The organism is Alphaproteobacteria bacterium (assembly GCA_020638555.1).
GTDB lineage: Bacteria > Pseudomonadota > Alphaproteobacteria > Bin95 > Bin95 > JACKII01.
This window is the reverse complement of the sequence record JACKII010000003.1, coordinates 342,325-360,995: the sequence shown is the minus strand read 5'-3', so window position 1 is coordinate 360,995 and position 18,671 is coordinate 342,325. Positions and strand designations below refer to the sequence as shown.

Here is an 18,671-nt window from a genome sequence, read left to right as displayed (position 1 = left end):
GGGCTTTCGGGTTACGGCTCATACCGGAGGGAAACGCGCGCGCGGGCGACCAGGCCGCCGACGGACTGCCATTGGCGCGTGGAATAGGCCCAGCCTAACAGCATCGCCAGGCCGACAAATCCCAAAATGTCGAACACCGCGCCGGGGAAGATGAACACGGCGGCGACGGCGAAGGCGAACAGGCGCTCCGGCCAGGTCAGCGGCCGGAACAGCCAGCCGACGCACGCGGCCGAGATGGCGGCAATGCCCAGCGCGGCGGTGATGAAGCGCCACGCGCTGCCGAGCGTATAGCCGTCAATGCCCAACAGGCTGGGCGAGTAGATGAACATGAAGGGCAGGATGTAGATCGGCAGGCCGATGACGAAGGACCGGAACGCCGTTCGCATCGGCCCCGTGCCGGCAATCGCCGCGGCGGCGAACGCGGCGATGGCGACGGGTGGCGTGATGTTCGACTTGCAGCCGCCATAGAAGATGAACATGTGCGCCGCCAGCATCGGCACGCCCAGTTCCACCATGCCCGGCGCCAGCAGCAAGGCCAGGATGATGTAGGCACCGGTCGCCGGCATCCCCATGCCGAGCAGGATCGAAAACGCCATGGTCAGCAGCAGGATGTTGAACAGGTTGCCGCCCGCCAGCTCCAGGATGATCGCCGACAGCCGCACGCCGATCCCGGTCTGCACGATGATGCCGACCAGGATGCCGCCAATGGTGACCGCGACCGTGATCTGGCCGATCATGCGCGGCGCGCCGGTCAGCGCCTCCCACGCCACGCGCACGCAGCGGCGGCGGTTCGCCGGGTCGAAGAGGAACAGCAACAGGAACAGCGTGCCGATCGACCAGATGGCCGCGTGCACCAGCGTGTAGCCCTTGATGATGAACCAGAGCAGGGTGACCAGCGGGATCAGCAGATAGCCCTGGCGGCGCAGCACATCCCGGAGGCGGGGAATATCGGCCTCCTGCATCGCCGGCAGGCCCAGCTTGCGCGCCTCCAGGTCCACGGTGATGAAGGTGCCGATATAATAGAGAATGGCGGGCAGGATGGCGGCGACGGCGATCTGGTAGTACGCAACGCCGGTCATCTCGGCCATGACGAAGGCGGTTGCGCCCAGCACCGGCGGCGTCATCAGGCCGCCGGACGAGGCGACCGCCTCGACGGCGCCGGCGAATTCCGGCTTGTAGCCGGCCTTTTTCATCGCCGGGATCGTGAACGAGCCGGTGGTGGCGACATTGCCCGCCGCCGTGCCGGAGACCGAGGCCATGAAGGCGCTGGAGACCACGGCCGTCTTGGCGGCGCCGCCGATATAGCGGCCGGTGAGCGAGTCGGCGGCGTCGGTGAAAAACCGTCCGGCGCCGGAGGCGATCAGCAGCGCGCCGAAGAACACGAAGTGGAAAATATAGCTGGCCGTCACCCCCAGCGGCGAGCCGAGCATGCCGAGATTGGTCAGGTACATCAGGTCCATGACCTCTGCCAGGCTCTTGCCGCGGTGCCAGAAGGGCGAGGGCAGGTGATTGCCCCAGAGCGCAAACGCCAGAAAGGCCAGGACGATGACCACCAGAATCCAGCCGGTCGTGCGCCTGGCCGCTTCGAGCACGACGCCGAACAGGGCGACGCTCAGCACCAGTTCCAGGTCGGTCAGCGGCGTGATGAACTGCATCCGCGTCTGGATGTACGGAACGCTGGTGATCAGATAGCCGCACGAAGCCACCAGCAGCGCGATCATGGTCCAGTCCCAGACATACTGCCAGAGCCGCCCGAGCCGGGTCACCGCGTTGCGGTCCCGGTCCAGGAACAGCACGGCCAGCGCGAACATCAGGTGGGTGGGACGGTGGAATTCCGGAACGGGCTCGCCCGTATAGCCGGTGTAGAGTTGGTAGAGGGACATCGCGACCGCCACCAGCGAGGCGAGACGCTTCAGGTTGAACTGCCGGAAGAAGGGCAGGATCTCGTCCTGCCAGGACGGCAGGTCGAAATAGGGCGGGCGCCGATCCGCGCCCGGCGTGTGCGTGGCCATGGCGGCTGCTCTGTCCCTCGTCTTCGTGTCTCTCGTCTCCGTGCGCTAGAGCGCGCCTTGCTCCGTCCAGTATTTCCGGGCGCCGGGGCAGAGCGGGACGCCCGGCACCTTGGCCGCATTCTCCAGCGTCAGCCATTTGGTCGAGGCATGGGCGGCTTTCAGGCCGGCCCAGTTGTCGTGCACCACCTTGGTAACGAAATACTGGTCGTCCTCGCTGGTTTCCGGGTTCATCAGCATGATGGTGAAGGTGCCGAAGGTGGGCACGGCCTCGTCCTGGCCCGGATAGGAGCCGGCCGGGATCTCGGCCCGGACATAGCCGCCGTTCAGGGCCTTTACCTTTTCGAACAGCGCATCGTCCACCGGCAGGAATTTCACGGGGACCGAGGTGGCGGCGTCCATCACCGGCGGCGAGGGAATGCCGGTCATGGCGGCAAAGCCCACGAACCGCCGGTCCTTCACGCCGTCCGCGCCGAATTGCTGGCCGCCGACGGCGATGTCGATGTCCTTCTCGTTCACGCCGCTGGCCTTGAAGAAGTCGGACAAGGCCACCTGGCTCAGATTGCCGACGGCCTGGCCGCTATAGGTCTTGCCCACCAGGCCGGCGGCGGACTCGATGCCGCTGGCGACGGTGACCATGGCGGTGAAGAAGCTGCGTTGCAGCAGCTGGATGGCGCAGAACTTGTCGACCCGCCCCGGAAACGGCTTGACGCCGTCATAGGCCATTTGTGCGGCTGCGGCGAAGGTGAAGCCCATGTTTTCCGGCATGCGGCCGATCTGGATCAGATTGCTGAGCGCGCCGCCCAGCTCGCTGTTGGCCTTGACGCCGTCCTTCTGGAGTTCGGTCGCGAGCCAGCCGGCCATGATGTACCAGCTGGTGTTGAGCGGGCCGCCGTACACCGTGAGTTGATCCGGCTTGGCACTGGCCGGCGACGCGGACAGCGCGGCGGCCAAAATTGCGGCAGCGGATAGCGTCTTGCCCGCAAATGCCCTGAATTTCCGCATGATGATTCCTTCTGGGTCAGCGTCAACGCCGAGAGTGAGGCAACCCATCGCCTCCCGCCGATCATCCAAGCAAATCATGTGCCAACGGCCCGCACAAGAGCCGCCGGCGACGAATGGCGCGAAGCCCGTCCGCAAACGCTTTGCGCGCGCGCGTTTGCCCCTTACCGTAACCGGTAACGCAACGCACAACTCCTGGTCCGAACGGAAACGCCATGTTGGAAACGACCGGCCGCGCCGCGCTGAAGCGCAACGCGGTGCTCCTAGCCTCGCTGCTGTTCATGATCATCGGCACCGGCAGCATTTATTTTCTGGTCGTCGCCCTGAAACTGATCAGCGCCGAGTTCGACTGGCCCCGGGTGGTGCCCTCCACCGCCTATGCGATGCAGTATCTGGGCGGCGGCTTCGGCGGCATTTTCATGGGCTATCTGCTCGACCGTTTCGGCATGGGCCTGCCCGGCCTGTTCGGCGCGGTGATGATCGGCTGCGGCGCCATCCTCACCAGCATGGTGACGGAGCCCTGGCACCTCTATGTCATCTACGGCCTGATGTTGGGATTTCTGGGCCGGGCCGCCCTGTTCTCGCCGCTGACCGCCAACATCACCCGCTGGTTCGAGCACAAGAAAAGCGCTGCCGTCGGCATTGTCGGCTCCGGCCAGGCGATATCCGGCGCGGTCTGGCCGCCGGTGTTCCAGGTGTTCTTCGACTGGATCGGTTGGCGCGAGACCGCGGTCTGGTACGGCCTGTTCGTGCTGGCGACCATGCTGCCGCTGCTCTTGATCCTGCGCATGCGCCCGCCGGAAAGCGACGAGGCGGGCAACGCCCCCGACGGTGCGCCGCGGCCCGCCCGGTCGCCGCAACGCTCGCTGGCCGGGATGTCGCCGTTGCGCATGCAACTGACGCTCTCGATCGCCTCGATTGGCTGTTGCGTGGCGATGTCGCTGCCGCTCGCCCACATCGTCTCCCATGTCAGCGACCTGGGCTACGACCCCGCGAACGGTGCTGCGGCGCTGTCGGTGATGCTGAGTTGCGCGGCGCTCGGCAGCTTTTTCGGCGTCGGCTATCTCGGCACGCGCTTCGGCGGGCTGAAGGCGATCTTCATATTTTCGTCCGCGCAGGCGGTGTTCCTGGTCGCCTTCACCTTCGCGCACGAACTGCCGTCGATTTTCCTGGTGGCGGCCCTGTTCGGTCTCGGCTATGGCGGCATCCTGCCCTGCTATCCGGTGATCATCCGCGAATACCTGCCGGCGCCGGAAGTGGGCCGGCGCACCGGCGTGGTCGTCCTGTTCGCCGGCGGCGGCATGGCGCTCGGCTCGTTCCTGGGCGGTGCGGTGTTCGACCGGACCGGCTCCTACAACCTAGCCTTCCTGATCGGCGCGGCGTTCAATCTGGCGAATCTGGCGATCATTGCCAGCCTGATCGTGCGCACGGGCCGGCATTATCAGCCGTCGCCGACCGGCTGAAGGCCCCGCTACCGGGATTCCGCTACGGTGGCCCTTGCCAAGGCCGGATGAATCCGCGAGACGATGCATCTTGGGGGAATGGCCCCGAAGGCTTCCGGCCCGATTGTTTTTCGGCCCGATCATTTTTCGGAGAGTACCTGATGGCGCAACAGACATCGATCTATCAGCAACCGCGGGCTCTGACGGCCGAACGGCACCGCGACTGGACGATTGCGGTGCAGCAGGCCAACTACCGCTTCGCCGCCAACCTGGTCGCGGTGCCGATCATGGCCTCGGAATTCGGCGCCGTGGCGCTGGAATATCCCATCGTCTTCGCCCGGGGCGGGGACCAGGCCGTCGGGCCGCTGGCCCTGGTGGGCTTGCGCGACGGCGAGAATCTGTTCGTCTCGCCGGAGGGGCAGTGGACCGGGCGCTATGTGCCGGCGCTGCTGCGCCAGTACCCGTTCGGCTTTGCCGAAGGCACCGACACCAGCCCCTCGCTGCTCTGCATCGACGAGGCCTCGCCGCTGCTGCGCCAGGACGGCACCGGCGAAGCGCTGTTCGACGCGAACGGCGCGACGACGCCCTATCTGAACAAGATCGTCGAGTTCGCGAACGCGATGATGCGCGCCCGCAAGATCACCCAGCTCCTGGGCGAGCGGCTGAAAACGCTGGATCTGCTGAGCGAGCGGAAACTCACCTTCACCGAAACCGACGGGCGGCAATCCACCGTCAGCGGTTTCGCGACGGTCGACCGCGAGAAGCTGCACGCCCTGCCGGCGGAGACGGTGCAGGAGTTGCTGACCTCGGGCGTGCTGGAACTGATCCACGGCCATCTGCTGTCGCTGAACTGCCGCGAGCGCCTGCGCGAGCGTCTGACGCCGCGCCCCGACAACCTGCATTGAGGCAGGGTGGGCCGGTGGTGAACGGTCCTCAGACCACCCCCGCCGGCCCATTCTCCGGCGTGGAGGGGCGGCCATGCGGGTGATCGGCATCGACCCGGGCCTGCGCCGCACCGGCTGGGGCGTGATCGAGGTCGACGGCGACCGTCTGCGCCATGTGGCCGACGGCGTCTGCGCCTCCGGCGAGGGCGACCTCGCCATTCGCCTCGCCCGGCTGTACGACGACCTGGAGGCGGTGTTCGCCGCCCACGCGCCCGATGCGGCAGCGGTGGAGCAGACCTTCGTCAACAAGGACGCCGCCGGCACGCTCAAGCTGGGCCAGGCCCGCGCCGTCGCCCTGCTGGTGCCGGCCCGCGCCGGCCTGCCGGTGGCGGAATACGCCCCGAACGCGGTCAAGAAGGCGGTGGTCGGCGTCGGCCATGCCGACAAGGCCCAGGTGCTGCACATGGTCCGCCTGCTGCTGCCCGGCGTCGAGCCCGCCAGCGCCGACGCCACCGACGCGCTGGCCATCGCCATCTGCCATGCCTGGAGCGCCACCGCGCAGCAGCGGCGGGCGCGCGCCGTGAGGGCCGTCTCATGATCGGCAAGATTACCGGCGTGGTCGATTACATCGCCGAGGACCACGTGCTGATCGAGGCCGCGGGCATCGGCTACAACGTCTACTGCGCCCCCGGCACGCTCGCGGTCCTGCCGCCGCCGGGGCAGGTCGCCAGCCTCTACACCGAACTGGTGGTGCGGGAGGATCTGCTGCAACTGCTGGGCTTCCGCACTGTGGCGGAGCGGGAATGGCACCGGCTGCTGACCACGGTGCAGGGCGTGGGCGCCAAGGCCTCGCTGTCGATCCTGGGCACGTTGGGCGCCGAAGGGGTGAGCCGCGCCATCGCGCTCGGCGACAGCGGCGCCATCCGCCGGGCGCCCGGCGTCGGCCCGAAACTCGCCCAGCGCATCGCCCACGAATTGAAGGACAAGGCGCCGGCGGTCATGGCCCTCGGCGCCCAGGCGAGCTGGCTGGCCGCGCCGCGCGGCGGCGTCGCGGTGGCCGCGGACGCGCCGCCGCCGGCGCAGGAGCCCGCGCCGGACACGGCCGCCGATGCCGCCGCCACCGCGGACGCGCTGTCGGCCCTGATCAATCTCGGCTATGATCGGAGCGAGGCCGCCCGCGCCGTCGCCGAGGCCGCCGCCGAGGCGGAGTCGCCCAGCGCGGAAGGTCTGATCAAGGCCGCGCTGAAGGCGCTCGCCCGTGCGCTCTAGGCCCGAAACGAGCCGATGACCGAACCCGACCCGATCCTGCGCCCGGACCCGCTGCCGGAGGACGATGCCCCGGCCGCCGACCGTGCGCTGCGGCCGCAAAGCCTGGACGACTTCACCGGCCAGGCCGAGGCCAGGCAAAACCTGCGCGTGTTCGTCGAGGCCGCCCGCCGGCGCGGTCAGGCGATGGACCATTTGCTGCTCTACGGCCCGCCCGGCCTCGGCAAGACGACGCTGGCGCAGATCGTGGCGCGCGAACTGGGTGTGAATTTCCGCATGACCTCCGGCCCGGTGATCGCGCGGCCCGGCGACCTGGCGGCGGTGCTGACCAATCTCGAAGCGCGCGACGTGCTGTTCATCGACGAAATCCACCGCCTGAGCCCGGTGGTCGAGGAAATCCTCTACCCCGCCATGGAGGATTTCGAACTGGACCTGGTGATCGGCGAAGGGCCTGCGGCGCGCACCGTGCGCATCGACCTGCAACCCTTCACCCTGATCGGCGCCACCACCCGGCTGGGCCTGCTGACGACGCCGCTGCGCGACCGCTTCGGCATCCCCATCCGCCTGGAATTCTACACCCATGCGGAACTGGCCCGGATCGTCGGCCGCGCCGCGCACCTGATGGGCCTGCGGACCGAGGCCGACGGCATCGCCGAGATCGCCGCCCGCGCCCGCGGCACGCCGCGTGTCGCCGGCCGGCTGCTGCGCCGCGTCGCCGACTTCGCCCTGGTCGAGACCGAGGGGCATCTGACCCACGCGCTGGCGCAGCGGGCGCTGGAGCGCCTGGGCGTCGACGCCCGCGGCCTGGACAGCGCCGACCGCCGCTACCTGACCGTGCTGGCCGAGCACTATGGCGGCGGCCCGGTCGGGGTCGAGACCATCGCCGCCGCACTCTCCGAAGCCCGCGACGCCATCGAAGAGGTGATCGAGCCCTATCTGATGCAGGAAGGCTTCGTCGCCCGCACGCCCCGCGGCCGGCTGCTGACCGGCCACGCCTGGGCGCATCTGGGCCTGCCCCTTCCCAGAGGCGCAGCGCAACCCGACATGTTCGGAGGTGGGGAGGCTTGATCCGCGCGGCGGAGAACGGCCAAAACCGTCCTCCACTTTCCCGGACGCGGCGGAGCGGCGATCCGGGACCTCAGGCCGGGAGGCGCCCGGACCGTCGGAGACCACCCCGGCCGGAGGTCCCGGCCCTGCGCCCGCAACTGCGGGCTCCGGCCGGGAAAGCTGCCGGACACGTCGTTTGCCACAGGAGGCCCGAACCATGTCCACCCGCACCGAACGCGACGCTTTCGGCGAGGTAGCGGTCGCCGCCGACAAATACTGGGGCGCCCAGACCGAGCGCGGCCGCACCGTCTTCACCATCGGCACCCAGGCCGCGCCGGTGGAAGTCGCGCGCGCCTTCGGCCTGCAAAAGCTGGCCGCCGCCCGTGCCAACCGCCGCCTGGGCGAACTGCCGGACGATCTCGCCGCCGCCATCGAACAGGCGGCAGAGGAGGTGGCCGGCGGCCGCTTCGACGACCATTTCCCGCTGCCGGTCTGGCAGGTGGGCTCCGGCACCGCGTTCAACATGAACGCCAACGAGGTGATCGCCAACCGCGCCAACGAGTTGCTGGGTTCGGCCCTTGGCAGCAAGAGCCCGGTGCATCCGAACGACCATGTCAACAGGGGCCAGTCCTCGAACGACAGCTTTCCGACCGTCATGCATATCGCGGCCGCGCTGGCCTTGCGCGACCGGCTGCTGCCGGCGCTGGCGCTGCTGCACGGCGACCTCGCGCGGAAGGCCGAGGCGTTTGCGGACATTGTCCGCGTCGCGCGCACCCATTTGCAGGACGCGGTGCCGATGACGCTCGGCCAAGCGTTCGGTGGCTATGCGCGTCAGGTCGAACTGGGGCGGGACCGGGTCGAGGCGGCCCTGGCTGGGCTGATGCCGCTCGCCCAGGGCGGCACCGCGGTCGGCACCGGCCTGAACGCCGCGCCGGGCTTCGACCGCGCGTTCGCGGAGGAAATCTCCACGCTCACGGGCCTGCCCTTCCACCCCAACCGGAACAAATTCGAGGGCATGGGCGCCCATGACGCCATGGTCGAGGCCAGCGGCCATCTGAACACGGTCGCCGCCTCGCTGGTGCGGATTGCCAACGACATCCGCCTGCTGGGCGCCGGCCCGCGGGCGGGGCTGGCCGAACTGGTGATCCCGCATGACGGGCTCACCTCCTCGATCATGCCCGGCAAGCGCAACCCGACCCTGGCGGAGGCGCTGGTGCAGGTGTGCTATCGCGTCATGGGCAACCATGTCACCGTCACCCATGCGGGCGCCGCCGGCACGTTCGAACTGAACGTGGCCAAGCCGGTGATCCTGGACGCGGTGTTGCAGTCCGCCAAGCTGATGGCCGACGCGGTGACGGCGTTTGCCGAACACCTTGTCCGCGGCATCGCGGCGAACCGCGAGCGGCTGGCCCATTATGTCGAGCACTCGATCATGGCCGCGACCGCGTTGAACCCGCATCTGGGGTACGAGACCGTGGCGAAGATCGTGCAAAAGGCCATGGACGACGACAGCAGCCCGAAAGCCGCCGCGGTGGCGCTGGGGCTGCTGTCGGCCGAGGAGTATGACCGGCTGACGGCGGCGTTCTGGCGCTCGTGACGGCTCAGCCGGTGGGATCGTCGAGCCCTGCCGCGGACAGCGCCCTCTGCCGCGCCGCCTTCATGTCATAGCGCGACCGCGTGACGATGCGCTGGGCGTGCAGGCCGCCGCCGCTTTGCAGGATCGTCACCGCCTGATGCCCGGCATAGGCGCTGGAGGTCAGGTCGCGCAGCGCCAGGAACAGCCGGGTGCGGTATTGCCCGTCGATCGACTGTTTGGTGGTCATGTATTTGCGCACCAGATGCCCCACCTCCGCATTCTCCAGGTCGAGCGTCGAGGGCGCGGTCACCAGCGAGCCGCCGGCGATATCCTGCAAATGCTGGATCATCTGCGCCCGGCCGGCCGCGCCCTGGTATTTGCCCGCGTTGGCGTAAAGCTCGTTCGGCGCGACCACGCCGTCGGCGCTGACGCTGGCATTGGCCAGAGCCGCTTCCAGCGTCGCGCGCACCAGCGTGGCGTGGATGACCATGTCGGCGATCTTCGAGCGGATGTTGTCGGCGCGGTCGAGCCCATTCGCCTCGGCGATCAACTGGCCGAAGCCGACCATCATGTCCGCCTCGTCCGCCATGTTCTTCAGCCCGTTGATGCGCACCCAGAGGCCCAGGGAGTGGGCGAAGATCGCCGCGGCCTCGACCTCGCCGTTCAGGAAGATGCGCTCGTTCGGCACGAACACGTCGTCGAAGATGACGAAGGCGACATCGCCATGGTCGTCGGCGGAAATCGGTGCGTCGCGGAAATCGGCCTCGTTGCGTGGGCGCGACGTGACGTTGACGATCTTCACGCCGGTCGCGTCCACCGGCACGGTGCAGGCGATGGCATAGTCTTCCTCGCCCGGCTTCATCGACTTGGTCGGGATCACCATCAACTCGTGCGCCAGCGCCGCGCCGGAAATGTGCAGCTTCGCTCCCCGGATCACCACGCCGTCCGAGCCGCGCTCGACGACGCGGACATAGGCGTCGGGGTCCTCCTGCTTGGAGGGGGATTTGGCGCGGTCGCCCTTGGCATCGGTGATGCACTCGGCAATGCGCAGGTCGCGGCGCTGGAAATCCTTCACATAGGCGCGGATCGCCTCGGTCCCCTGCGGGCGGATCGCCTGGATGCGGTCGGCCGAGGTCAAGAGCGTCATCAGCGAGGTGTAGGTCAGGCTGGTGAGGGTATCGACCTTCAGCGCCGCGTGCCGCATCAGCTCCTGGGCGGACGCCGGCGCCTGGAAATAGGCGCTGATCGCCCCGGGCGCCGGGTCGTAGAACCGGTCATAGGTGGCCGCGGCCTGGTCGATGGAACGGGTCAGGCTCGGATGGCTGCTCACGTCGATCAACGCGCCGTCGTAAAACACGCGGCGGTTGTCGTTCAGGGATTTGCGGTATTCCTGGCCGGTCAGCATTGGCGTTTCCTTCTCGGGATATCTCTCGTTGACGGTCATCTTAGCCCCCCGCCGGCGTAAGGAAACAGGTCTCGACGGTGAAAACGGGCAAGCGGGCGGGGGCCGTCCGGATGCCGTGGCGACGGAGTGCCGGCGGGAGGATCGCAGCCGGATCGGGCCGCCGCGACATTCCTGCCGTTGCGTGGCGTTGCAAATGATTGTCAATTGCATGTCATACGGAGTGACCTGCGGCCCAGGCCGCACAGCCCAATCTCTCATGGGAGACGCCGATATGAGTCGGATTTCCGCCATTCTCGCTGTCGCATGCGCGTGCATTGCGGCCGGTGCCGTTGCCGCACGGGCCGACGATGCCCCCGTGCTGACGATCAAGCAGCACCAGTTCGAACCCGCCGAACTCGCGGTTCCGGCGGGGCAGGAGGTTCGCCTGGTCGTGCGCAATCTCGACGCGACCCCGGAAGAGTTCGAGAGCGAAGACCTCAACCGCGAGAAGGTGATTCCCGGCGGTGGCGAGGCGACGATTTTGATCGGGCCGCTCGATGCCGGAACCTATACCTTTGTCGGCGAGTTCCACGAGGCGACGGCCAAGGGCCGGATCGTCGCGAAATAGAGGGCATTCACGATGGGCGCAGCACTGGTCATCGTCTTTCGCGAGGTGCTGGAGGCCGCCCTGGTCGTCGGCATCGTCTTGGCCGCGACCGAAGGCGTGCCGGGGCGACTGACCCGGATTCTCGCCGGGGTCGCGGCGGGCGTGGCCGGTGCGGTCGCCGTCGCATTCTCGGCCGGGACCATCGCGTCGGCGGTTGCGGGAATGGGGCAGGAGGTGTTCAACGCCACGGTGCTGTTTGCGGCGGTGGCCATGCTCGCCTGGCACAATATCTGGATGAGCCGGCACGCCGGGGCGGAAGCCCGGCACGTGGCGGCGCTCGGGGAGGCGGTTGCCGCCGGCGGGCGACCGCTGAAAGCCCTGACGCTTCTGGTCGCGCTGGCGGTTCTGCGCGAAGGCTCGGAGGTTGTACTGTTCCTCTATGGCATTGCGGCCGGCGCGGGTGCCGAGGGCATGTGGCCGATCCTGTCCGGCGGTGCGCTGGGGGTTGTCGCCGGTGCGGCGGCAGGGGTCGCCCTCTATCTCGGCCTCGTCCGGATCCCGACGCGGCACCTGTTCAAGGTCACGAGTTGGATGATCCTGCTGGTGGCCGCCGGCATGGCTGCCCAGGGCGCGGGATTTCTGGTCCAGGCCGGTTTTCTGCCGGCCCTGGTCCCGTCCGTCTGGGATACCTCGGCAATCCTCTCCGAGCGCGGGATGGTCGGGCAACTCCTCCACACGCTCGTCGGCTATATCGCCCGTCCGGACGGGATGCAGGTTCTGTTCTACGCCGGCACGATCCTGATCCTGGGGGGAGCGATGCGCCTGACGGCGCGGAAGTCCGGTCCGCCCGGCACCACCGCGGCACTTGCGGCCGTGTCCGAGCCCTGAGCCTCCCGCCCAGGCGATGTCGCCGCCAGCTTCCCGGTGGCCGCGGGCGTCACCGACGGTCTGGTGACCGATGCCGCCGTCGACCTCTTTACCTTCCATAGCGATGCGGCGTTCGGCTGACCCGTCCTTCGGTTCAGCGGTCGAGGTCCGGATTGAGCAGCCGGACCATGCCGCGGAAATAGGTGAGGACGGATTCCTCGGCAATGGCCATCGGCACCTTGGTCGGATGGTTTTGCAGCAGGCGGTCGACGGGGCTCATGGCGCGGTTTTCGAACAGCGCCAGTTCCTCGCCGCCGTTGCGGTCGATATCGCCGCCGAGGCCGCCGAGGCCGCGGGCGTGCGCGTCGAGCAGCCGCCGTTGCTCAGGTGTCAGGCGGGCATAGGCGAAGCGCAGTCGGACCATGCTGGCGCCCTCCACCGTGCTGGCGTTCCAGTCGATGATCCCGGCGATATTCACCGGCATCGCCTGGCGGACCTGGTCCAGCAGCGGGACGATGGGCGCGGCATGAGCGCCGCCTTGGGCCGCGCGGCCGAACTGCGCTTCGGTCAACAGGTCGGCCGGCGCGCGACCGTCCATCCAGTCGGTGATCCACTCCTGCACGGTAAACTGGCGCAACGGGGCGTAGGCGAGCCCGATGATGCGGCCTTCGCCGATCCCGATCGAGGTCGGCAGCGATTCGCCTTCGAAGAACTGGTGGCGCAGATCGCGGTCGGTCAGGAACGTGCCCACCACTTCGAGATCGCGATGCGCCGTGGGATCGGCCCGGTCGAAATCGACGCCCTCCGGCCCGAAGTCGTGATCGAAGTCGGCGAGCACGCCGAAAATCACCGCATCGATAAAAACCTGCCGGTTGGCGCGCAGCACGGCCTGGACCGGACGGGGGAGCAGGGCGAACAGCGTGGCGAAATCGTTGCGGTGCATCAGCGGCAGCACGGTTTTCATCCCGCCTTGCACGGTTGCGCTCCGCATCGCCCGCAAAAAGCCCATCAATGCGGTCAACAGGCCGAACAGCGGCATGGCGCCCGTCTGGGCAATGACCCGGGCATCGTCCGGCGGCAGTCGCTCGTCAAGATAGGACACGCAGAAATGGTAGGCCCGCCAGGGGGCCTCGCGCACCGACCGCAATTCCGGTCGGGCCCGGCTGTCGTCATGGCGCACATTGCCGAACTGAATGTTCATGAAGGCATCCCGGTAGGCCGGTGTCGCGCGTTCCGGCGCCTCCGCCATGGCGAAGTAGACTTTGGGGATATCGCTCAGGCTCAGACCGGAGGTGGCCTGTAGGTTCAATTGCGCGTCGGCCTTGCCCTTCGACAGCAACGCATAGGTGTTCGAGAGCCGGTGCTCGTCATGGGTGACGAATTCCCCCACCGCGTGGTCGCGGCCGTGCAGCGGGCCGATGCGCCGGTAAATCTGGTCGATCTGGGCCAGCGCCGTTCGCAGGGCGCCATACCCTGCGCGGTTGAGGGGGAAGGGGTGGGTGACGAACTCGATATCGCCCCGCAGTTCGCCGTCTTCGGCAATGGCATCGGCTTCCAGTTCGAAGCCAGTGCCCTGGTGCAGCACCTCCTTGCGGCGGGCGGGACGTACGCCGTTCGATTCGTCCCTGGTCTTGTAGTAGCGATCGCTGAACCAGCCGAATTGCCAGATCCAGGACCGCCAGTCCCCATCCTCCATCTCGAAGCCGATCTTCGGCACCCGTTGCACCACATTGCCGGTGGCGGCCGCCCGGAACGCCCGTTCGGCCTTGGCCTGGAGCGTGCGTGCGGCGGTGGCCTGGGCGGACCGCTCGGCGATGGCGCGGGCCCGCTGGACGGCCTGGACCCCGGGCGCAGAAGTGATGGGCGCAGAAGGGACGGGTGCTTGCATCGAGGGTCGCGCCCCCGTTCGGCCCGTCGCGGGGCGCTGGCGTTGGTCAGGGGGAGCGGGAAGGGACTGCCTTGCCATCGGGACCTCCGGAGCGGGCCGGGATGCGCCTAGCGGAAGTGGGGGGCGACCTTGTCCATTGTGAGCCGCATGCTTTCGGCTGCCAAGTCCGCCGGAACGCCGCCGGGCGTATACCAACAGACCACCTCGGTCAGGCCGAAGCGCTCTTTCATTTCCTGCAACTGGTCGATGGCCTCGGCCGGGTCGGTGGCGATGCAGGCGCCGTACTGGTGCAGCTTGTCGAAGTTCAGATAGCCCAGTTCGCGGGTCTTGATGCCCTCTGCCATGGTGGTCTCGTAGCCGGGGACGATGCTCTGCGCCGTGCTCCGGGCCAGCTGGTTCGACGACACCTTGTCGTAGAACCATTGCACGTGGCGGCCGAACATCTCCCTGGCCTTGGCCCGGTCCTTGTGGACGAAGAAGGGCACCAGCATCATGCGCTCCACCGCCTTGCCGTCGCGGCCGAGCCGGGCGCATTCGGCCTCGAAGACCTTGCAGCTTTCCTCCAGCTTGTCCTTCCAGGCCTCGCGATAGGTGCGATAGGTGAAGGGGGTGGCGAATTGCAGGTTCCAGCCGTGCCGCGCTGCCTGGGTGAAGCTTTCCGGTGAGATCGAGGCCTGCCAGATCCGCGGCGTCGGCTTCTGCACCGGTTTCGGCAGCAATTCGACCGGATCCGGGATTTTCCAGAATTGGCCGTCATAGGTGATGGTCTCGTTGGTCCAGGCCTTGAGCAGGATGTCCATCGCCTCCTCGAACATCTGCCGCGACTGCGACATGGGCACGCCGAGGCCGGTGAATTCGTGCGGCTGGTAGGCCCGGCCGACGCCCATTTCCAGCCGGCCATGGCTCAGAATATCCACCAGGGCGAAGTCGGCGGCGGTGCGCAGCGGGTGGTTGAAGGGCATCACCACCACCGCCATGCCGATGCGCAGGCGCTGCGTGCGCTGGGCGATGGCGGCGGCATAGACCTGGGTCGAGGTCACGGCGCCATAGGTGGAGAACAGGTGTTCCGCCAGCCAGCCGGAATCGTAGCCGATCGCTTCGGCCAGTTCGAACAGGCCGATATCGTCGTCGAACGATTTTTGCAGGTCGGAGTGGTCGGGGAACTGGGCGAGGCTGAACATGCCAAAGCGCATCGGGCGGGTCTCCTTACCTGGCGAACGGGCCCGTGGCTCGGGCCCCGCGGTTTCGTTTGCGTCAGTTTCGCGCGGCCTGCGACTTAAGTCCATTGCCTCGGTCCGGGCGGACGGGGCACACTGCCCGCCAACTCATTCCGATCCACCAAACGGGAACGCCAAGACCATGAGCCAGGACCAACTCGATAAGCTCGTCGCCCTGCTGCGCGAGCGGCCGCAGCCGGAGCCCAAGACCGTCGAGGCCATGCGCGACCGCATCAACGAGCTGGGCGACAAGATGCCCCCGCCGCCCGAAGCCGTCGTCGAGACGGTGACGGTGGCCGGCTGTGCCGCCGAATGGGTGTCGGCGCCGGGCGCGAACCCGAACCGCCAGGTGCTCTATCTGCACGGCGGCGGCTATGTGATCGGTTCGCCGCACTCGCACCGCAACCTCGCCTACAACATTTCCAAGGCCATCGACGGGCGCTGTCTGGTGGTCGACTACCGCATGGGGCCGGAAGATCCGTTCCCGGCGGCGGTGGAAGACGCGGTCGCCGCCTGGCAGTGGATGCTCGACCAGGGCGGCAACCCGGCGCGCATGGCGATCATGGGCGACTCGGCGGGCGGCGGCCTGACGATTGCGACCCAGGTGGCGTTGCGCGACCGCGGCCTGCGCCTGCCGGCCTGCTCGGTGCCGATCTCGCCCTGGACCGACCTGGAGGGCTCCGGCGAAACCATCAAGTCCAAGGCCGCGGAAGACCCGATGGTGGCCGAAGAGGGCCTGCACTGGTTCGCCGACCTGTATCGCGCCGGTGCCGACGTGCGCGACCCGCTGGTCTCGCCGCTTTATGCCGACCTGTCGGGCCTGCCGCCGATGCTGATCCAGGTGGGCTCGGCCGAAATCCTGCTGTCGGACGCGACCCGCGTTGCCGACAAGGCCAAATCGGCGGGCGTGGACGTGACGCTGGAGGTCTGGGAGCGCATGCCGCATGTCTGGCACCTGTTCCAGCCCATGCTTTCGGAGGCGGGCGACGCCATTGCCAAGCTCGGCGCCTGGGCGCGTGAGCGGACGGCCTGAGGCATGAGCGCCGCCGCTGGCGAGACCGTCACCCTGAAGCTGGACGAGGTGCGGCCGCTGACCGCGGCGGCCCTCCGGGCTGCCGGGGCCGACCGGGCCAATGCCGAGGCCGTGGCCGACGTGGTCACACGGGCGGAGCGGGACGGTTGCGCCAGCCATGGCGTGTTCCGCGTGCCGGGCTATTGCGCGATCCTGCAAGCCGGCGAGGCCAAGGGCGACGCCAGGCCCAGGGTCGAGCGGCGCGCGCCGGGGGTGGTGTTCGTCGACGGCGACAAGGGGCTGGCGCCGCTGCCGATGGCGCTCGGCCGGCCGATGCTGGCGCAGGTGGCGCGGGAGCAGGGGATTGCCGCCATGGCGATCCGCAACTCCGCCCACTTCGCCGCGCTCTGGCCGGACGTGGAGCCGCTGGCGCAGCAGGGGCTGGTGGCCATGAGCTTCGTCAACTCCCGCGCCTTCGTGGCGCCGGCGGGCGGGACACGGCCGCTTTACGGCACCAATCCGATGAGCTTCGCCTGTCCGCGCGCCGACGGCCGGCCGCCCATGGTGTGGGACCAGGCGTCGAGTGCGGCCGCCCGCGGCGAGATCATGATCGCGGCCCGCGACGGCCACAGCGTGCCGGAGGGCTTCGGCCTCGGCCCCGACGGCCAGCCGACCACGGACCCGAACAAGGTGCTGGAAGGGGTGCAACTGGCCTTCGGCGGCTACAAGGGCGCGGCCATCGCCCTGATGGTGGAAATCCTGGCCGCGGGCCTTTCCGGCGGCGAGCTGTCCTTTGAAGCCGACGAACAATACACCGGCCATGGCGGCCCGACCCACAACGGCCATTTGGTCATTGCCATGGACCCTTCGGCCTTCGGCGCCGACACCTTCCTGGAGCGGGTCGAGGGCCTGTTCGCCCGCATCCTTTCCGATGGCGATGCCCGCCTGCCGGGCGACCGGCGCCTGGCCAACCGCGCCCGCATCCCGAAGGCGGGCACGGTGCTGCCAGCCGCGCTGGTGGCGGAGGTGAAGGCGATTGCCGCAGGCTAGGCGCCGGGCAGGCTCCCAACCCGGGGACGCCACCCGGAAAACGGCCCGTGACAATCGCGGTCGCCGCGGTTATAACCCCGGCATGACCAACTCGTTCGCCTATTTTTGGTACTTTAGCTATCCGGGCCACAGGGCGGACGGAGGGAGTCGTATGGTCTGAAGACAGACCGATCCAATGCGAAACCGAACCAAACCGCCAGCTTTCTGGCGGTTTTGCTTTTTGGGCGGATCGCCGGGAGCCTCACAAGGGACCCTGACGATGACCGTACCCGTTACCAGCGACGCCGAACGCCCGCATCTGACGCTATTGGAGCCGCCCGACAGCCTCAAACGGACAATTCCCGCAGCGCCCGCCGCGCGTGCGGCGGTGCAGGCGGCGCGCTCGGCCGCCCGCGCGATTTTGCGCGGAACTGACGACCGCCTGCTGGTGGCGGTCGGCCCGTGTTCGATCCACGATCCGGAAGCCGCGCTCGAATATGCCGCGTTGATACAGGCCGCCCGCCAAGAGCTCGGCGACCGCCTGGAAATCGTGATGCGGGCCTATTTCGCGAAACCCCGGACGACCGTCGGCTGGAAGGGGCTGTTGCACGATCCGAACCTGGATGGCACGAGCGACATCAATCTGGGCCTCGCCAAGGCGCGCAAGCTGTTGGCGCAGATCGCCGAAATGGGTGTTCCGGCGGGCACGGAATACCTGGACACGATCGCCCCGGCCTATCTGGACGACCTGATAAGCTGGGCGGCCATCGGCGCGCGCACCACGGAAAGCCAGGTTCACCGGGAACTCGCCTCTGCCGCGGCCTGCCCGATTGGCTTCAAGAACGGCACGTCCGGCGACGTGCAGATTGCCCTGGACGCCGTCGTGGCCGCCGCAAGTCGCCACCATGTTGTGTCCCTTGCCGGCGATGGCCGTGCCATGGTGACGGAGACGCAAGGCAACCGGGATTGCCATCTGATCCTGCGCGGCGGGCGACAGCCGAACTACGACGCCGCATCCGTCGATGCGGCCTGTCAGGCGGCAGAAGCGATCGGCCGGCCGGGCGTGGTCATGATCGATGCGAGCCATGGCAACAGTCTGAAAAAGCCGGAGAACCAGCCGCGCGTCGCCGCTGCGGTGGCGGAACAGATCGGGGGCGGCGACCGCCGCATCATCGGGATCATGATCGAGAGCAACCTGGTCGCGGGTAACCAGAGCATCGATGCCAGGCCGTTGCGCTACGGCCAATCGGTGACGGACGGCTGCGTGGACTGGCCGACGACCGGAGCCATGCTCCGCAATCTTGCCGATGCCGTTTCCGCGCGCCGGCGCTGCGGGCAGCGACTGGCGGGGTAAGGGGCGGCGGCGTAAGGGGCGGCGGCAATCGCCCCTTTCTAAAGCGGAGGTTCATGGACACAATGGCACGAGCCAATAACAGGAAAC

The 18,671-nt window shown here is 68.2% G+C and carries 16 protein-coding genes; 11 read left to right on the top strand and 5 right to left on the bottom strand.

The window, feature by feature from the left end; translation table 11 throughout:
- Positions 1–11 precede the first annotated feature (11 nt).
- Both H6844_13210 and H6844_13205 read right to left on the bottom strand, forming a co-directional pair.
- Complete coding sequence (locus tag H6844_13210) at positions 12–2,012, bottom strand: TRAP transporter permease (protein MCB9930356.1); 2,001 nt, start codon at positions 2,010–2,012, stop codon at positions 12–14.
- Between the two features lie 45 nt (positions 2,013–2,057).
- A complete protein-coding gene (locus tag H6844_13205; GenBank protein ID MCB9930355.1) occupies positions 2,058–3,014 on the bottom strand; it encodes a TAXI family TRAP transporter solute-binding subunit in 957 nt (318 codons plus the stop codon).
- 212 nt (positions 3,015–3,226) lie between these two features.
- On the opposite strand from H6844_13205, the gene H6844_13200 reads away from it, so the two are divergent.
- The 6 genes from H6844_13200 (at position 3,227) to H6844_13175 (ending at position 9,247) form a co-directional block, all read left to right on the top strand.
- Positions 3,227–4,474, top strand: a complete 1,248-nt coding sequence (locus tag H6844_13200) for an MFS transporter (protein MCB9930354.1) — start codon at positions 3,227–3,229, stop codon at positions 4,472–4,474.
- A gap of 140 nt (positions 4,475–4,614) precedes the next feature.
- Entirely contained in the window at positions 4,615–5,358 is a 744-nt protein-coding gene (locus H6844_13195; GenBank protein MCB9930353.1) for a SapC family protein, read from the top strand.
- A gap of 73 nt (positions 5,359–5,431) precedes the next feature.
- Entirely contained in the window at positions 5,432–5,935 is a 504-nt protein-coding gene (gene ruvC, locus H6844_13190; GenBank protein ID MCB9930352.1) for a crossover junction endodeoxyribonuclease RuvC, read from the top strand.
- A complete protein-coding gene (gene ruvA / locus H6844_13185; protein MCB9930351.1) occupies positions 5,932–6,606 on the top strand; it encodes a Holliday junction branch migration protein RuvA in 675 nt (224 codons plus the stop codon). Before ruvC ends, ruvA begins: the two co-directional genes overlap by 4 nt.
- 15 nt (positions 6,607–6,621) lie before the next feature.
- Positions 6,622–7,671: a Holliday junction branch migration DNA helicase RuvB gene (ruvB, locus tag H6844_13180; GenBank protein ID MCB9930350.1), complete on the top strand. Its 1,050-nt coding sequence runs from the start codon at positions 6,622–6,624 to the stop codon at positions 7,669–7,671.
- Between the two features lie 196 nt (positions 7,672–7,867).
- The gene (locus H6844_13175; GenBank protein ID MCB9930349.1) at positions 7,868–9,247 is read left to right on the top strand and encodes a class II fumarate hydratase; all 1,380 of its coding nucleotides are present in this window, start codon (positions 7,868–7,870) and stop codon (positions 9,245–9,247) included.
- A gap of 4 nt (positions 9,248–9,251) precedes the next feature.
- Here H6844_13175 and H6844_13170 read toward each other — a convergent pair whose 3' ends face one another.
- Positions 9,252–10,631 (bottom strand): 4-hydroxyphenylacetate 3-hydroxylase, encoded by a 1,380-nt coding sequence (locus H6844_13170; GenBank protein ID MCB9930348.1) that lies wholly within the window; start codon positions 10,629–10,631, stop codon positions 9,252–9,254.
- A gap of 271 nt (positions 10,632–10,902) precedes the next feature.
- Here H6844_13170 and H6844_13165 point away from each other — a divergent pair, with 271 nt between their 5' ends.
- Both H6844_13165 and H6844_13160 read left to right on the top strand, forming a co-directional pair.
- Positions 10,903–11,238: a cupredoxin domain-containing protein gene (locus H6844_13165; GenBank protein MCB9930347.1), complete on the top strand. Its 336-nt coding sequence runs from the start codon at positions 10,903–10,905 to the stop codon at positions 11,236–11,238.
- A gap of 12 nt (positions 11,239–11,250) precedes the next feature.
- Positions 11,251–12,105, top strand: coding sequence for an FTR1 family protein (locus H6844_13160; GenBank protein MCB9930346.1), 855 nt, complete (start codon positions 11,251–11,253; stop codon positions 12,103–12,105).
- Positions 12,106–12,238: 133 nt separating this feature from the next.
- Here the strand turns inward: H6844_13160 and H6844_13155 are convergent, their stop codons facing one another.
- Both H6844_13155 and H6844_13150 read right to left on the bottom strand, forming a co-directional pair.
- The gene (locus H6844_13155) at positions 12,239–13,972 is read right to left on the bottom strand and encodes a hypothetical protein (GenBank protein MCB9930345.1); all 1,734 of its coding nucleotides are present in this window, start codon (positions 13,970–13,972) and stop codon (positions 12,239–12,241) included.
- A 107-nt stretch (positions 13,973–14,079) separates the two neighbouring features.
- A complete protein-coding gene (locus tag H6844_13150) occupies positions 14,080–15,165 on the bottom strand; it encodes an LLM class flavin-dependent oxidoreductase (GenBank protein ID MCB9930344.1) in 1,086 nt (361 codons plus the stop codon).
- 166 nt (positions 15,166–15,331) lie between these two features.
- Here H6844_13150 and H6844_13145 point away from each other — a divergent pair, with 166 nt between their 5' ends.
- From H6844_13145 to H6844_13135, 3 genes are all read left to right on the top strand, one after another.
- A complete protein-coding gene (locus H6844_13145) occupies positions 15,332–16,222 on the top strand; it encodes an alpha/beta hydrolase (protein MCB9930343.1) in 891 nt (296 codons plus the stop codon).
- A 3-nt stretch (positions 16,223–16,225) separates the two neighbouring features.
- Positions 16,226–17,251 (top strand): Ldh family oxidoreductase, encoded by a 1,026-nt coding sequence (locus H6844_13140; protein MCB9930342.1) that lies wholly within the window; start codon positions 16,226–16,228, stop codon positions 17,249–17,251.
- A 259-nt stretch (positions 17,252–17,510) separates the two neighbouring features.
- Positions 17,511–18,584: a 3-deoxy-7-phosphoheptulonate synthase gene (locus H6844_13135; protein MCB9930341.1), complete on the top strand. Its 1,074-nt coding sequence runs from the start codon at positions 17,511–17,513 to the stop codon at positions 18,582–18,584.
- The last annotated feature ends 87 nt before the right edge of the window (positions 18,585–18,671 follow it).

Bases quoted from the DNA above. Each gene is read 5' to 3' on its own strand.
- H6844_13210 (MCB9930356.1), bottom strand. From the start codon at position 2,012: ATGGCCACGCACACGCCGGGCGCGGATCGGCGCCCGCCCTATTTCGAC.
- H6844_13205 (MCB9930355.1), bottom strand. From the start codon at position 3,014: ATGCGGAAATTCAGGGCATTTGCGGGCAAGACGCTATCCGCTGCCGCA.
- H6844_13200 (MCB9930354.1), top strand. From the start codon at position 3,227: ATGTTGGAAACGACCGGCCGCGCCGCGCTGAAGCGCAACGCGGTGCTC.
- H6844_13195 (MCB9930353.1), top strand. From the start codon at position 4,615: ATGGCGCAACAGACATCGATCTATCAGCAACCGCGGGCTCTGACGGCC.
- ruvC (MCB9930352.1), top strand. From the start codon at position 5,432: ATGCGGGTGATCGGCATCGACCCGGGCCTGCGCCGCACCGGCTGGGGC.
- ruvA (MCB9930351.1), top strand. From the start codon at position 5,932: ATGATCGGCAAGATTACCGGCGTGGTCGATTACATCGCCGAGGACCAC.
- ruvB (MCB9930350.1), top strand. From the start codon at position 6,622: ATGACCGAACCCGACCCGATCCTGCGCCCGGACCCGCTGCCGGAGGAC.
- H6844_13175 (MCB9930349.1), top strand. From the start codon at position 7,868: ATGTCCACCCGCACCGAACGCGACGCTTTCGGCGAGGTAGCGGTCGCC.
- H6844_13170 (MCB9930348.1), bottom strand. From the start codon at position 10,631: ATGCTGACCGGCCAGGAATACCGCAAATCCCTGAACGACAACCGCCGC.
- H6844_13165 (MCB9930347.1), top strand. From the start codon at position 10,903: ATGAGTCGGATTTCCGCCATTCTCGCTGTCGCATGCGCGTGCATTGCG.
- H6844_13160 (MCB9930346.1), top strand. From the start codon at position 11,251: ATGGGCGCAGCACTGGTCATCGTCTTTCGCGAGGTGCTGGAGGCCGCC.
- H6844_13155 (MCB9930345.1), bottom strand. From the start codon at position 13,972: ATGCAAGCACCCGTCCCTTCTGCGCCCATCACTTCTGCGCCCGGGGTC.
- H6844_13150 (MCB9930344.1), bottom strand. From the start codon at position 15,165: ATGCGCTTTGGCATGTTCAGCCTCGCCCAGTTCCCCGACCACTCCGAC.
- H6844_13145 (MCB9930343.1), top strand. From the start codon at position 15,332: ATGAGCCAGGACCAACTCGATAAGCTCGTCGCCCTGCTGCGCGAGCGG.
- H6844_13140 (MCB9930342.1), top strand. From the start codon at position 16,226: ATGAGCGCCGCCGCTGGCGAGACCGTCACCCTGAAGCTGGACGAGGTG.
- H6844_13135 (MCB9930341.1), top strand. From the start codon at position 17,511: ATGACCGTACCCGTTACCAGCGACGCCGAACGCCCGCATCTGACGCTA.